General features: G+C 63.0%; 18 protein-coding genes and 2 pseudogenes. 11 read left to right on the top strand and 9 right to left on the bottom strand.

Going from position 1 to position 12350, the window contains the following annotated elements; all coding sequences use genetic code 11:
* The 3 genes and pseudogenes from E3O42_RS05220 to E3O42_RS05210 all read right to left on the bottom strand — a co-directional run.
* Positions 1-168, bottom strand: a 168-nt coding sequence (locus tag E3O42_RS05220; protein WP_166787901.1) for a helix-turn-helix domain-containing protein, incomplete at its 3' end; no start/stop codon positions are given.
* 147 nt (positions 169-315) lie between these two features.
* Positions 316-1029: pseudogene (locus tag E3O42_RS05215) on the bottom strand (SLAC1 family transporter); the annotation flags it as partial.
* A gap of 261 nt (positions 1030-1290) precedes the next feature.
* Positions 1291-1905 carry a hypothetical protein gene (locus E3O42_RS05210; RefSeq protein ID WP_134452931.1) on the bottom strand — a complete coding sequence of 205 codons (615 nt, stop codon included), beginning with the start codon at positions 1903-1905 and terminating at the stop codon, positions 1291-1293.
* Between the two features lie 28 nt (positions 1906-1933).
* Here E3O42_RS05210 and E3O42_RS17925 point away from each other — a divergent pair, with 28 nt between their 5' ends.
* From E3O42_RS17925 to E3O42_RS05190, 5 genes are all read left to right on the top strand, one after another.
* Positions 1934-2086 carry a hypothetical protein gene (locus tag E3O42_RS17925; RefSeq protein ID WP_166787900.1) on the top strand — a complete coding sequence of 51 codons (153 nt, stop codon included), beginning with the start codon at positions 1934-1936 and terminating at the stop codon, positions 2084-2086.
* Between the two features lie 241 nt (positions 2087-2327).
* Positions 2328-2672, top strand: a complete 345-nt coding sequence (locus E3O42_RS05205; protein WP_134452930.1) for a hypothetical protein — start codon at positions 2328-2330, stop codon at positions 2670-2672.
* Positions 2673-2809: 137 nt separating this feature from the next.
* Positions 2810-3076: a hypothetical protein gene (locus E3O42_RS05200; RefSeq protein ID WP_134452928.1), complete on the top strand. Its 267-nt coding sequence runs from the start codon at positions 2810-2812 to the stop codon at positions 3074-3076.
* A gap of 9 nt (positions 3077-3085) precedes the next feature.
* Positions 3086-3328 (top strand): hypothetical protein, encoded by a 243-nt coding sequence (locus E3O42_RS05195; RefSeq protein ID WP_134452926.1) that lies wholly within the window; start codon positions 3086-3088, stop codon positions 3326-3328.
* Entirely contained in the window at positions 3291-3689 is a 399-nt protein-coding gene (locus E3O42_RS05190) for a hypothetical protein (protein WP_134452925.1), read from the top strand. The genes E3O42_RS05195 and E3O42_RS05190 overlap by 38 nt, the downstream gene beginning before the upstream one ends.
* 735 nt (positions 3690-4424) lie before the next feature.
* On the opposite strand, the gene E3O42_RS18820 is transcribed toward E3O42_RS05190, so the two are convergent.
* The 3 genes from E3O42_RS18820 to ppk2 all read right to left on the bottom strand — a co-directional run bounded on the left by E3O42_RS18820 (position 4425) and on the right by ppk2 (position 6269).
* Complete coding sequence (locus E3O42_RS18820) at positions 4425-4922, bottom strand: patatin-like phospholipase domain-containing protein (RefSeq protein WP_338144926.1); 498 nt, start codon at positions 4920-4922, stop codon at positions 4425-4427.
* 79 nt (positions 4923-5001) lie between these two features.
* On the bottom strand, positions 5002-5316 hold the full coding sequence (locus E3O42_RS05180) for a hypothetical protein (RefSeq protein WP_134452924.1): 315 nt from the start codon (positions 5314-5316) through the stop codon (positions 5002-5004).
* A 128-nt stretch (positions 5317-5444) separates the two neighbouring features.
* Complete coding sequence (gene ppk2, locus E3O42_RS05175) at positions 5445-6269, bottom strand: polyphosphate kinase 2 (protein WP_134452922.1); 825 nt, start codon at positions 6267-6269, stop codon at positions 5445-5447.
* Positions 6270-6415: 146 nt separating this feature from the next.
* Here ppk2 and E3O42_RS05170 point away from each other — a divergent pair, with 146 nt between their 5' ends.
* From E3O42_RS05170 to E3O42_RS05145, 6 genes are all read left to right on the top strand, one after another.
* On the top strand, positions 6416-7396 hold the full coding sequence (locus E3O42_RS05170; protein WP_134452920.1) for a diacylglycerol/lipid kinase family protein: 981 nt from the start codon (positions 6416-6418) through the stop codon (positions 7394-7396).
* Positions 7397-7400: 4 nt separating this feature from the next.
* A complete protein-coding gene (locus E3O42_RS05165) occupies positions 7401-7655 on the top strand; it encodes a zinc-ribbon domain-containing protein (protein WP_134452918.1) in 255 nt (84 codons plus the stop codon).
* Positions 7656-7912: 257 nt separating this feature from the next.
* The gene (locus tag E3O42_RS05160; protein ID WP_134452916.1) at positions 7913-8401 is read left to right on the top strand and encodes a CinA family protein; all 489 of its coding nucleotides are present in this window, start codon (positions 7913-7915) and stop codon (positions 8399-8401) included.
* Positions 8402-8449: 48 nt separating this feature from the next.
* The gene (ctaF, locus tag E3O42_RS05155; protein ID WP_134452914.1) at positions 8450-8905 is read left to right on the top strand and encodes an aa3-type cytochrome oxidase subunit IV; all 456 of its coding nucleotides are present in this window, start codon (positions 8450-8452) and stop codon (positions 8903-8905) included.
* Positions 8906-9431: 526 nt separating this feature from the next.
* Positions 9432-9770 (top strand): ArsR/SmtB family transcription factor, encoded by a 339-nt coding sequence (locus tag E3O42_RS05150; protein WP_134452912.1) that lies wholly within the window; start codon positions 9432-9434, stop codon positions 9768-9770.
* Positions 9767-10435 (top strand): cation efflux transmembrane domain-containing protein, encoded by a 669-nt coding sequence (locus E3O42_RS05145; protein ID WP_134452911.1) that lies wholly within the window; start codon positions 9767-9769, stop codon positions 10433-10435. Before E3O42_RS05150 ends, E3O42_RS05145 begins: the two co-directional genes overlap by 4 nt.
* Positions 10436-10592: 157 nt before the next feature.
* Here the strand turns inward: E3O42_RS05145 and E3O42_RS17920 are convergent, their stop codons facing one another.
* The 3 genes and pseudogenes from E3O42_RS17920 to E3O42_RS05125 all read right to left on the bottom strand — a co-directional run bounded on the left by E3O42_RS17920 (position 10593) and on the right by E3O42_RS05125 (position 12256).
* Positions 10593-11462 (bottom strand): hypothetical protein, encoded by an 870-nt coding sequence (locus tag E3O42_RS17920; protein WP_166787899.1) that lies wholly within the window; start codon positions 11460-11462, stop codon positions 10593-10595.
* Positions 11463-11732: 270 nt separating this feature from the next.
* Positions 11733-11882: pseudogene (locus E3O42_RS18440) on the bottom strand (ArsR family transcriptional regulator); the annotation flags it as partial.
* Positions 11861-12256: a sensor histidine kinase gene (locus E3O42_RS05125; RefSeq protein ID WP_478213361.1), complete on the bottom strand. Its 396-nt coding sequence runs from the start codon at positions 12254-12256 to the stop codon at positions 11861-11863. The pseudogene E3O42_RS18440 and the gene E3O42_RS05125, both read right to left, overlap by 22 nt.
* Between the last annotated feature and the right edge of the window lie 94 nt (positions 12257-12350).

The raw sequence follows: 12350 nt of genomic DNA, 5'->3' as shown, positions 1-12350 counted from the left end.
CAGGCCGGCCTCGCCGCGTTCCCGGTATCGACGCACCCACCTATGGGCGCATTGGCGTGAGATACCGAGCTCTTTAGCGACGTGCGCGACGGGGCGTTTATCCACAACCTCGCGCTGGCTGAGGATAAGTTTCCCGCGCATGGTCAACGGCGGATTAGGGTGACCCATGGGAACCTCCGGTGCTTGTGACGGCGTTAGACCCCTCCACTAAGCCCGGAGGTTCTCCCTACGCACAAGGCCCCACAAGTGTCACCCACCTCATGGCGCAGTACAGCTAGTCGCCGGGGCGCCGTCGGTCTCAGCGGTTTCGGACCCTCACGCCGCCGACGATGTCGAACGAAGGCTGTGCCCGCTCAGCAGGGCCACGGATCGCACGGCGATGCTCCCGATCAGAACCGTGACGAGCCCGATGGCCAGCCACGCCCACACCGCGCGCCCGGGGCCGCCCCAGAGCGCCAGCCAGTGTGCCGCATACGTTCCGCTGGAGGCCGCGGTGAACGTGAAGGCCCAGAACCCCAGGGTGAAGGGCAGCCGCCAGTAGGCGGCCAGCATCATTAGCTGAACAAGGATCAGCACGACGAAGGTGCCGAGCAACATCGTCTCGACCAGGTCGATGCGGCCGTTGTTGACGGCGAACCAGGCGTTTCCCGCAACGGCCGGCGGTGCGGAGAAGATCGCAAAGGTCGGCAGGAGCGCGGCGGGCGGCGGCGGACGCAATGCCATCCGCGCGAGGATGATCGTACCGAGCAACAGCCAGAACAGGATGCCGACAGCGATGGCGGCCTCGCCCAGCAACGTCCAGCCGGACGCGCCTGCACCCTGCCCGACGATGAACGCCGCGGCAACGGTGGGCAACAGGTAGCCGGCGTGAATGGAATCGATGCTCCGCTCGCGGAGCGCGAACTGAGCGAGAAACCAGGCGCCGAAGAGCAGGCTGATGACCATGAATAGTCCCGTGGCGATGCGACCGGCGATCGGGAGATGCTGCGCATAGTGAGTGCGGACGAGCATCGCCGATGTCGGGGCGAGTGTTGCGAAGGTGCGGGGCTGGTGCCCGGTCCACGCTACGCGGGGTGAAGCGGGACCTTCGTCACAGTGAGGCTCAGGGGCCGCCTCCGAGGCCCAGGACGTGACGGTTTTCGTCGTTCAGAAAATTGTCGCAGTAGCGATAGCCGTGGCACCTCGGCGCGTCCCACGAGTCCTGTTTGAGGACCCATTTGTGCAATCCGAGCCCGAATCGAAGTCGTCGTTTCATCTTCAGCTCCCTCAGAACAAGGCGACGCCGTTTTGCTAACCAAGCCACGCCGCACTACGCGATCGCGCACGCAGGACGCTGAAACCGAAGAGGACCCAACCGATACCTGCCCCGAAGTGAGCGAAAACGCCATAGATTCGGTAGCCGCCGATCGGGTCCGTGAAGGAGCCCGGCAGCAAGGCCCACGCAAAGGCACTGGCGAGGAGAACGCCGATCATCAACAACAGAAAGCGGCTCGGCCTGCTGACTCGTGGGTTGCGCCGGGTTCCCACAGCGAGCATGGCCAGCCCGATTGCGGCAACCGGAAGCAAGAAGGGTGCCCCCAGGGCCTGGATGCTCAGATCGATAAGCGCAGGAATGATGAGCCCGATCAGGAGCAGCACGTAACCGACCCGTGCCAAACGGCCGGGAGCCGGCACCAGACGCGACGCGAGAAGGACCAGCCCCGTTGCAATCAGCAGATTCGGAATACCGCCGAGCAACATGCCCCAGAACACCATCGAGCCGCCCAGAACCGCGCGGTCCTCGTTGACCGAAGTCGGACCGTGCGCCGTGGTGAAAACCACCCAGAGCGCGACCGAAAGCAATCCCCCCACGACGATCAACGCGCTCGCCCAGCCTCTTCGAGCGGGAGTATTGTCCGGGCTCATGCCGCCACAATAGACCCGACGGTTCGGCGTGCCGCGAGTCTTCGCCCGCCTACCTCTTGGCGCCGCGGCCGGAGTCACGATCGGCTCCGCCGGGCTCAACGCGGGCGCCGCGACGAGGGCGATAGTCGTATTCACCGTGATCGGCGTCGTGCTCATCGGCAAGGGCATCGGCTCGTTCTGACGGAGGACGATATCGCGGACGATAACGGAGTGGTCCCCCTTTGCGCCGACAGCGGCCAACTACCTCAGCCTGATAGCTTGACGGCATCGCCAGTCGGTCCCCGAAAGAGGAACCGCATCCGTTCATGACGGCTGTGACCGATGAAACGCCTCCTGCCGAACGACGCCATTCGTAGCGTCGGCGTCAGGTTGCCGTCGCTCTCGGCGGGTTCGCGTCGACAAGGCAGGGAATCGGTAAGCCCATGAAGAGAATTTCGTATTGCGGAGAATCGTTCCTGACCACAGACGGGGCAGCGGATGCACTCATGGAGTTGGTGGTCGCGTTTCCAGGCGGCCACGTCTCCGAGATGCTCCACCTACCCGCGGTCAACAGCGACGGCGATGAGGTGGTGGTGCGCGTGGTCGTTGGACCGGGCAGCGAGCTCATCAGTATTCCGGAAGAATCCACGGCGGGGGAACCAGACACCCTCGAAACGGTCGCCTACCTTCGCGGGCGCATGCGCACACTGACGTTCCCGAACGAGCTGACCTACTCAGAGGCGTTGTTCTTTGCCGAGTACGGATGGGACACGCGGTACGCGCTCTAGGCGCCTGAGGTGCAGGCAGCAACGCAGTCGCGGCAAATGTCCCGCAATCCAGTCATCGGGTCGAATATCCCACACTGGGGGTTATCGCTTACGGACCGGCGCTGCAAGCCTAGAGACGGGCGACTTAGGAAGACAGCGTGATCAACAACCTTGGGCTCAACAGGCTGCTGTGGGCGCTGATCGGCGGATTGGCCGTCGCCGCGGCTATCGCCGGTCTTCTGGCGCCCACCCTCTATAGCGGACTCGTCGCCGAGTCGCTGCTTCCTAGCGCCTTCGCTCAAGACATCACCATCTCGGTGCTCGCGGGAGCCGCCCGGCTGATCCTCGCCGCGCTCGCCCGCGCCGACCGACCCCGCCAGCAGCTACCGGAATTTGGTCTGCTCGGCTATCTTTTTTACGCCTAGGGGATCTGCATGATCGAGCGCACCTACAACGGCTTCTATCTCGTCTGCTTGGCGATCTTCACGCTGGCGTTCTGGAGCATCGTCTACGGTACGGCCAACCTGCGGCGGGACGCGATGGCCCAGGCGACGCTGCCACGCGGGCTGCGGGCTGCGGATAACCTCCGCTTTCGGCGCCCTGCTGCAGCCCCCCATGTACTACCCGCTATGGATCACGATGCTGATCCCGCTCATGCGCGACCGCGACCAAATTGACTCTCTCTACTCGATCTTCATCCTCGACCTCGGCTTCATCATGCCGGCGTTCCTAATCCTTGCCGTGTTGGCTTTAAGCAACCACGGTGTGGGCCTGGTGCTTCTCCCGTCCCTTTACGTGCTGGGCTTCACCCTGATTTTCTCCCTGGCACTGGCCGAGCTGGTCAAACCAGTCGTCGGCACCGCGCCGGACCTGCTGGGGCTGACCGCTGCCACTGCCGTCCACGCTCTTTCTTGTACTCGGCGGCCTCCACCTGCACCGCTTGGAGCTTTCCCGCCTTGGTATCGGCCTCTCTTCGGCGGCTGCCGCTCGCTAGTTGGCGACAGCCACCAAGACGAATGGGATGGCCACCGAAAGTAGCATTACGACCGACCCGACAACTCGGACTCCTGTCGGCTTGAGTGCGATTGAGGCGGCCATGGATACTGCGATGATCGGTCCCGTGATGAATGACCCGATGGCGATTCCAACCGTCGCCCATCCCGTCGTCGAAGCGTCCGAGGGTGACAGCCGGGAGAGATTGACTACCAAGCCGGATGCGAACCACGCGAATGCAAACAGCGCGACTCCGAGGAAGATATTGCTCCAGGCGGAGCGGGCGCGGGATACCGGTGTCCTCGTGCTCGCCATGATGCCCCCTCGCTTAGGATAGCTGCCTACTTCCTCGCCAAAGGCCGATCCTCGTGGGTCTCAGCTCCAGAATCCGGCGAGCGGCGCGGCGAGGGCTCGGCCTTGGTCATATCCGGCTCATGCGGCGGGCGGCCGCGTCGACGGATCCATCATGTTGTCGCCTAATGCGGTGCGCGAATTGTTGTCTGGGAAGCTCGTTTCGAGCCTGCCGCCGCCCGCGCGTAGTTCGTCTACCTGTGTCGCGAGATGCATGCCCCAGTCAATCGGAGTCCGTGATCTGCCGCCGAATGGCGAGAGCACCAGCACTCGTGCGTGGCCGGCCGCCTAACGGCATTGTCGGCGTTGTATTGGTAGCCGCCGTCGACGTAACGGCCGTCGACGATGCTGTAGGCGAAGCCACTGGCACAGCTGGCGGCCACGGCATCCACCACGACGACCCCGCAGTGGCGGTCGAACACGACAGAATCACCGGTGTGGGCATCGAGCGCCGTGATAAGCAGTCGCCGTTGCGGCCAGTACTGGCTGGGAAGTCGGGCGGCAACGATAGCGCGCCACTGCGCTTGCCCGGAGTCGTCCGACACCGCCTGCATTCGAGCGCCGCCCACCGATTCTGCGGCGCATATCGGCCGCATCCGGAGCGGAAGCGATGATTCGGCTCGATCTCTCCATCTGGTCTGCAACCGGGCTAACGCGAACATCCGCACCGTCGGATTCCACCGGAGCCGAGCGTGGTTGGGGCGCGGCGTCGAGGATGTCTGCAAGCAGTTCGGCCGGGCACGCGCCGGTGATTTGGGCTGCGGCGGTCGATCCGGCCGATGTCCCGATGATCAGATCGGCCCCGGTCACATCCAACCCGGCCACTCCCAAGCCGGCGACGACGCCGATCAGCCAGGCATTGCCGGCCGATCCGCCGTCACCGAGGACCAACGCCGTATGAGTGGGGTGTTGCGAGAGGTCATTCATAGTCGTAGCTTTCTGAGAGTGCCTGCAGCGCTCCCTGCGACGACTACGTCAGCTTAGGTCGATTGCGCGAGGTGCTGGCTTATCGGAAGGGCACAGGGACGTGGGCTGCTTTGGCCCAGTCGAATCGGATGCGCTGACCATTTGTTTCGTTCAGAACATAGGCCTCAAGCTTCAATACGCGATGATCGGCGGTCGCCTGATCGTTTCCGACAACATCGAAGCGATATTTGTTTGCGTGTTCGGTCACGAGGACCGCTCCTATGCCAGGGAAGATGACGAACATTTGGCCGGTGAACAATAAGGTGTGTTCGTAGTGTCGGCGAAGATTCTGACCAAGCTCCGGGAAGCTGCGGAACGATTCGACCGGTCGCACGATGGCTGTCATGGTGATCATGACGTAATCCTCAGCCACCAAGGTAAGCACCAGGTTAACTATCGGTGAGCGTCTGCTGGGAATTCAGACGGTTATTTCGCGGGTGCGGGTTGTGACCAATGAACCTCCTGACGAACCCACGCCATTCGTTACTTCTTTTTCAGGGTTTTGGCATGATCGATGACGTAGTTCGTTCGTTCCCGAGGGGGCCGGTCGTAATCGTTCGCGCCTGGACGATCCGGTATTGACACTTTTTCGGGTTCCCTGTGCTCGTAAGGAATTTGCGTCAAGAGATGATTGATCGAGTTGATCCGGGACGCTCGCTTGTCATCGCTCTCGATGGTCCACCACGGCGCATACGAAAGGTCCGTCGCCGCGAACATGGCGTCCTTGGCGCGGGAATAATCCTCCCAACGAGTGATCGAGAAGAGGTCAGTGTCGGAGAGCTTCCACCGGCGCATCGGATCCTCCAGCCGGGAGCGAAACCGTTCCTCCTGGACTTCGTCAGAAACGGAGAACCAGAATTTGACCAGAATAATCCCGTCATCGACCAGCATCCGTTCTACCAGGGGGACTTGTTCGAGGAACCGGTAGTACTGCTCATCGGTGCAATACCCCATCACGCGTTCGACGCCACCACGGTTGTACCAGGAACGGTCCATCAGGACGATCTCTCCGGCGGTGGGTAACCGTTCGATGTATCGCTGAAAATACCACTGCCCCTGCTCCCGCTCGCTTGGAGCGGGAAGTGCGACGACTCGAGCGGAACGGGGGTTGAGGTACTGGACGATCCGCTTGATTGCCCCACCTTTGCCCGCAGCGTCCCGACCTTCAAATATGACCAGCACCTTTGCTCCGGTTTCTATGACCCATTGCTGCATCCCAACGAGCTCGGCTTGCAACCGTTCCAACTCTTGCTCGTACTTCGGCTTGGGAACGCGCTTGACGGCGCCAGACTTTTTCGACTTCGACACGGTTAACCTTTCAGCAATCGGCGGCAGTGGCCCGAAGTTCTGGCCGGGACGATCATAGATGCCATGTGGCGGAAAGTAGAGAGGTAACGAGCAAGTGTCCGCTCGTGAACACGCAGACACCCCTCCGACGTGACTACACTGTCGCAATGAGCGATGCCACACCTCGAACCGCCGCTGTCATTTACAACCCCGTCAAAGTCGATCTCGACGCGTTGAGGGACGCCGTCAACGCGGAAGCGGCGGCCGCAGGATGGACGGAGAGCGTGTGGTTCGAAACGTCCGTCGACGACGTCGGCCAGGGCGTAACCACCGAGGCGCTCGCTCGTGGCGTTGACATGGTTATCGTCGCTGGGGGTGACGGCACCGTGCGCGCGGTGGTTGAGGCAGTTCGCGGGCATGATGTCCCCGTCGCACTCTTACCCTCGGGAACGGGCAACCTCCTCGCCCGCAATCTGAAATTGACGCTGGACGACATGCCCGAAAGCGTGCGCACCGCATTCACCGGCGTGGATCGTGCCATTGATTTGGGCATGATTCGCATCGAGCGAGACGACAAATCCCGTGATGAGCACGCCTTCGTGGTGATGGCAGGTTTGGGTCTAGACGCGAAGATGATCACCAACACAGACGAAGACTTAAAGAAGAAGGCCGGCTGGGCGGCGTACGTACAGGCGATCGTCAAATCCCTGCGCGACCCGGATGAACTTCACCTGCGGTTCCGGATCAACGATGGGGCCGACAAACGTGCAACTGTGCACACTCTTATTCTCGGCAATTGCGGGTCGCTGCCAGCCAACATCCTGCTGATGCCAGAAGCAGTGTTGGACGACGGTTTGTTCGACGTGATGATGACCCGGCCAGGCGGCGCGTTGGGATGGATCAGGGTGTGGGTGAAAGTGGCCTGGACCAACGGAATCGTTCGGCGAACGAAAGCGGGCAAGGCCCTAGCCGGAGAGCAGAAGAACGACGGCGATCTGCGCTATGAAACTGCTTCGCAGTTCACTGCACGCTTTTCACGGCCGGAGGAGATCGAACTCGACGGAGACGGATTCGGCAAAGCAGTGGCGTTCAAGGCGTGGATCGAGCCCAGCAAAGTGCGCATACGCATTCCTATCCCCACTAGCTGAGCGCATGTTTCTTCTTTTTGGCACGCGTGCCCAGCTGACCACCATGAACATAGTGTCGTTCGTGTGCGGATACTGCGGCACTCTCTCCGAGCAACACGTGGTCAAGAATTCCCACCGACTGACACTCTTTTTCCTACCGTTGTTCCCGCTGTCCACGACATACTCGAATGCCTGTACTCATTGCGGCGGCACTACCCGGCTGAGCGCCGCTCAAGCCCGCCACTCACTGGAGTGGGCTCGCACGCACCCGGAGCTCTAGCGTCCGGGCGTGAACCGGATGAATCCAGGCGCCTGGATCGCAGCGTCGATCCGGCCGGATGACGAGGTTTTGCCCGCCGACATCCTCTCCGCCGTTGTCGAGACTTGCGCGCCGAACTCTTATACCCGCACCGGCAGCCAACTGGGTTATTGCCAACAGCCGCGTCTTACGACCGTCGAGGCGGCAACGGAACCTAAGAAATGCTCGTCTTTTCGTGTCGCCGTAGCTAAGTTATGTAGAGGGGCAGGAGGCGAACAATGTTGTTTGCAGAGGAACAAGACAATCAAATCTCAGAGCTGGCGGGGCAGATTGGACAACTCGCACTGGCGGACGGCATAACGGTTGCGGTCGCGGAATCGCTCACAGCTGGACGGATCGCTCAAGTTCTGGGAGCAGCGGCGGAGTCATCATCGTGGTTCGCGGGCGGGGTGGTTGCCTATCAGAATGAGACTAAATACCGGCTGCTGGGGGTCAGTCGTGGCCCAGTCGTCACCGCCGAATGCTCCGAGCAAATGGCCCGGGCCGTGTTGGACACTGTCGGAGCGGACGTCAGCGTGTCAGTGACCGGTGTCGGTGGCCCCGGCCCGGAGGAAGGCGAGCGACCAGGGACGGTCTTCATCAGCGTCAGTTCGCGCTGTGCGGTGCGCACCGTGCGAAGTCAATTCTCTGGGTCACCGTCCGAGGTGGTGGGGCTCACCACACTGCACGCTCTGAGGAACCTCAAGAAGTTGCTTCTTGACTCGTAAGAGTCGCACCTACGCAATTCGCCTCGCCGTCGAAGGGAATCACCGCCCATGAGAGCAAACGTCAACCTGTTCTGGATACTCGCCGGATTCTTCCTCCTCGTCGACGTCGTCTACATCGTCTGGAACCTGGTCACCAACGCCCAGCAGCTGGCAACGCAGTCCGTTTCCGGTCCCGGCACTCCCATCGAGTGGGTGGGAACTATTGCGCTAGGGCTTTGCGCCGTCCTGGCCGCATTCATTGCGTTCTACCTCAGCCGGGTCTATAAAGCCCAAGCCGGTGCGCTGCCTGAAGACAACGTCAACGCCAGCATCGACGACGGTGACCCCGAATTAGGTTTCTACAGCCCGTTCAGTTGGTGGCCCATCGTCCTTGCCGCGGCGCTCGGTCTCCTCTTCCTCGGGCTAGCCGTCGGCATTTGGGTCTCCATCATCGGCGTGGGGATTGGCCTCATCGCCCTGGTCGGCTGGACCTACGAGTACTACCGCGGCTTCTTCGCCCGGTAGCGCGCCACTAAATTACAAGGGAGTAAACATATCTAGAGGTAGCGATCAGACACGCAAAGACACCAGTTACAGCCCGGCAAGCGAAGCCGAAACACAAGCCAGGCAGAACGACCCCGCGCCCTCGACGATCGACCCAGACGTCGCGGACCACGTCAAAGTAGCCCCCGGAACGGGCGGCCCAGACGATCCCGGGGACGTTGTTGTGAATGATAAAGACATCAGCGTGCCGCCGTTCGGCAACGCCGAACCGCCGGACTGAGCTTAGGGTGTGGCCTCGTGCCACGTACGAACCGGCCATAGGACACGCGGATGCGAATCGCTCCGGCGGCCGAACGTCAGACGCGTATGCGCTTTTCCAAAGGGCAGGCCTTGCGCCTTGCCACCTCCATCCTGCCCGGTCGTTCGCTACAGATCGAAGTTGATGCGAGGCGATACTTCGCGCCGCGGGGCTCTGGAAGGATCGGACTGCGCAAGCCACCGAGGACACACTGTTTCGCTAATTCAGCATTCACTGTACTGTCGGGACATGACCCCCGGAACCGCATCCCTCACGCACACGACTGCGCTCGCGCGGCTGGGCCACGCTCTCTCCGATCCGACGCGGGCCGGCATCCTGCTCGCCCTACGTGAAGCGCCGGCCTACCCATCCGATCTGGCCGACGCACTCGGCGTTTCGCGGCAGGTCATGTCGAACCAGCTGGCATGCCTGCGAGGCTGCGGCTTGGTCAAGTCGATGCCCGATGGGAGGCGCGCCGGGTACCGTCTCACCGATGCGCACCTGACCGCGGCGCTCGACGAACTGCTGCGCGTGGTGCTGTTGGTCGAACCCGATTGCTGCGACCGAGAAGGGTGCACCTGCTCATGACCAGCACCATTTCAATGCCGGCCGACGAGCGTCGTTCCGTGTTGCAGCGCCGCGTGCGCTTGATCGTCAGCGCGACGATCGCTTACAACCTGGTCGAGGCTGTCGTAGCCATCACTGCTGGCTCGATCGCCTCGTCCGCTGCTCTGATCGGCTTCGGTCTCGACTCTGTGATCGAGGTACTCTCTGCGGCCGCTGTGGCCTGGCAATTCACCCGCCGTGACCCGGAACGGTGGGAGAAGGGGACACTGCGCGTTATCGCTCTCGCATTCTTCGCACTGGCTGCATACGTGTCCGTCACTTCGATTTTCGCTCTCGCCGGTCAGGAGCAGGTGCAGCACTCAACGCTCGGCATTGTCATCACCGCGCTAAGCGTCGTCGTCATGCCCTTCCTCTCGCTAACCGAGCGTCGCGCCGGTCGCGAACTTGGCTCGGCCAGCGCGGTGGCGGACTCGAAACAGACCCTCATTTGCACCTACCTGTCAGCCGCGGTGCTCGTCGGCCTGGTTGCCAACAGCCTGCTCGGCTGGTGGTGGGCCGACGCGATCGCCGGCCTCGTCATCACGGCGTTCGCTATCCGGGAGGGCATCGAGGCGTGGCGCGGCGATGCCTGCGCGACGTCGGTCGGGATGCTGCTCGAGAACGACAGCGACACGCACGAGCGCTGAGGCGAGTACCCCGCGATTCTGCAGTCCGCATGGGCCGCCACCGCCACCGACTGGTTCCCTCCTACTCTTGGCGGCTGCGGCCTGTGGGCTCCGGCCGCTCATGATCACTGCTCACGCCTCGCAGCGGCGCACCGCACGAAATGAATGCCGCGAGTAGCTAGCCTCGCGGCGCGCTCGGATCGGCGGCCCTCATGAACATGTAGACGTCGACGTGGTCGCCCTTGAGCACGAACCGGGTGAGGCTGCCGGTCGGAATCTGCACAAAGTCAGCGATAGTGTCGAGGCCATCGGGGGAACACCCTTCGGCGCCGATCCCCTCGCTGAGCCCCTGGACGGGGTGTGCCACGAGCAGGCAGGCCGTGCCCTGGCGAGACTCACCGCTCCAGACGCTGAGGTAGCCGAAATCCTCGTAGCGCCGCAGCTTATCGGAACTGAGACCCAGCCGGTCAAGAGTGCCGTGCGGGTCTTTCGGCCCATCGGCATCAGCACCGACCGACTCCAGTCCGAGCACGAAGTCCGGTGGGAGCCCGTACTCCGGTGCGAGCACGTGGTCCGGCGCACCCGGCGACATCCACGCGACCAGGGCCGCGATCAGGGCAAGGACCGCGATGGAGCCGCCGAGGATCGCCGACCAACGGCGGCGCCACCACGGTGCCGCGGGGGCCGCGTTGATGGGGTCAAAATCGGCCATCGGCCCGTCGGCCCGGACGTGCGCGGTGTCCGACCCTCCGGCAGGCTCCGGCTCGGCGAACGCCCCATTGTCAGGCAGTGGGACCGATGTCGAAGCAGAGCGCGGCCCTCCGAAAGGCTCAGGGCCCGGGACGCGATCCAAGGCTGGGGCGGGGACCCAGGTGGCGGCATCGACGACGGGAGTGAGCTGTCTGCGTCGGGCGGCCTCCAATTCGGAGAGCCGAGCCTGAGCCGCCGCATCCCCCGCGATGTTGGCATCCGGTCCGTACGCGCGTCGTCGCAGGTGCTCCAACTCGTTGGAATCCTCGAACTCCCCCAACCCCAACGGCACATCCATGTCCTAATTATCCGCGCGGGCGGGACACGAGGAAAGGGGTGCCCCGAAACGAGGATGACGTCGCCCGAGGGGCACGAGAAGGGCCACGAATTCTGCGCCCCTCACATTCGACCGGCGGAACCAGGGAAGCAAGCATCAACCCGGCCGATCATTTCGCTGCCGGGGGTTATTGGCGGGTTCGCCGTCGGCTCATCGACTTCGCTTACCGCGGCGATGGACCAGGCCGGTTCTCGCACCCAGCTGCCCACAGTTGTCGCCGCGATCGGCACGCTGTGACAGGCGCAGCTTGGCTAGATGCTGTGACACGGACGGCGGGGACTTCTCCAGCAGCTCGGCCAGGCTGTTGACCGAGAGTTCGCCGTCGCACAGGGCGAGAATGATGCGGATCCGGGCGGCAATCAATGGCGCGACGCTACCCAATCACAGCGCCCCGTGCCCTCAGCGCGANTCGCGCCTCGGCCGGCACCCGCGCTGTCTGCGCGGATGCTTCCACCGTGGGCCTCGGTGATGGATTTGGCGATCGCCAGACCTACGCCCGAGCCGCCGTGGGCGCGGTCCCGGCTGGCGTCCACTCGGTAGAACCGCTCGAAGACATGCAAAATGTGATCGCCCGGAATTCCATCGCCCTCGTCGGACACCGCAATCACTGCCATGCTGCCGACTACCGCGGCGGAGATCACCACCTCACGGCCTGACGGGGTGTGTCGAACAGCGTTGTCGAGGAGATTAGTCAAGACCTGACCGACGCGATCGCTGTCCCCGCTGACAGCAGCGTCGCTGGCAGCTGGGGTCATGGTGACCGTCAGTGTCACGCTCTGGGCAGCGTATTGCGCCGTGGCCTGGGCCACAGCATCCGCGACTACCTGGGCAACGGACAAGCGTCGTCGG

This window comes from Cryobacterium adonitolivorans (assembly GCF_004402695.1).
GTDB classification, from domain to species: Bacteria; Actinomycetota; Actinomycetes; order Actinomycetales; family Microbacteriaceae; genus Cryobacterium; species Cryobacterium adonitolivorans.
The sequence above is the reverse complement of the archived record's forward strand: the minus strand, read 5'-3'. Positions and strand labels throughout refer to the sequence as shown.

What these genes read in the sequence shown, in the direction of transcription:
- E3O42_RS05210 (WP_134452931.1), bottom strand. Translation starts at nt 1,905, where the DNA reads ATGAGCCCGGACAATACTCCCGCTCGAAGAGGCTGGGCGAGCGCGTTG.
- E3O42_RS05205 (WP_134452930.1), top strand. Translation starts at nt 2,328, where the DNA reads ATGAAGAGAATTTCGTATTGCGGAGAATCGTTCCTGACCACAGACGGG.
- E3O42_RS05195 (WP_134452926.1), top strand. Translation starts at nt 3,086, where the DNA reads ATGATCGAGCGCACCTACAACGGCTTCTATCTCGTCTGCTTGGCGATC.
- E3O42_RS05190 (WP_134452925.1), top strand. Translation starts at nt 3,291, where the DNA reads ATGCTGATCCCGCTCATGCGCGACCGCGACCAAATTGACTCTCTCTAC.
- E3O42_RS18820 (WP_338144926.1), bottom strand. Translation starts at nt 4,922, where the DNA reads ATGAATGACCTCTCGCAACACCCCACTCATACGGCGTTGGTCCTCGGT.
- E3O42_RS05180 (WP_134452924.1), bottom strand. Translation starts at nt 5,316, where the DNA reads ATGATCACCATGACAGCCATCGTGCGACCGGTCGAATCGTTCCGCAGC.
- E3O42_RS05170 (WP_134452920.1), top strand. Translation starts at nt 6,416, where the DNA reads ATGAGCGATGCCACACCTCGAACCGCCGCTGTCATTTACAACCCCGTC.
- E3O42_RS05165 (WP_134452918.1), top strand. Translation starts at nt 7,401, where the DNA reads ATGTTTCTTCTTTTTGGCACGCGTGCCCAGCTGACCACCATGAACATA.
- E3O42_RS05160 (WP_134452916.1), top strand. Translation starts at nt 7,913, where the DNA reads ATGTTGTTTGCAGAGGAACAAGACAATCAAATCTCAGAGCTGGCGGGG.
- ctaF (WP_134452914.1), top strand. Translation starts at nt 8,450, where the DNA reads ATGAGAGCAAACGTCAACCTGTTCTGGATACTCGCCGGATTCTTCCTC.
- E3O42_RS05150 (WP_134452912.1), top strand. Translation starts at nt 9,432, where the DNA reads ATGACCCCCGGAACCGCATCCCTCACGCACACGACTGCGCTCGCGCGG.
- E3O42_RS05145 (WP_134452911.1), top strand. Translation starts at nt 9,767, where the DNA reads ATGACCAGCACCATTTCAATGCCGGCCGACGAGCGTCGTTCCGTGTTG.
- E3O42_RS17920 (WP_166787899.1), bottom strand. Translation starts at nt 11,462, where the DNA reads ATGGATGTGCCGTTGGGGTTGGGGGAGTTCGAGGATTCCAACGAGTTG.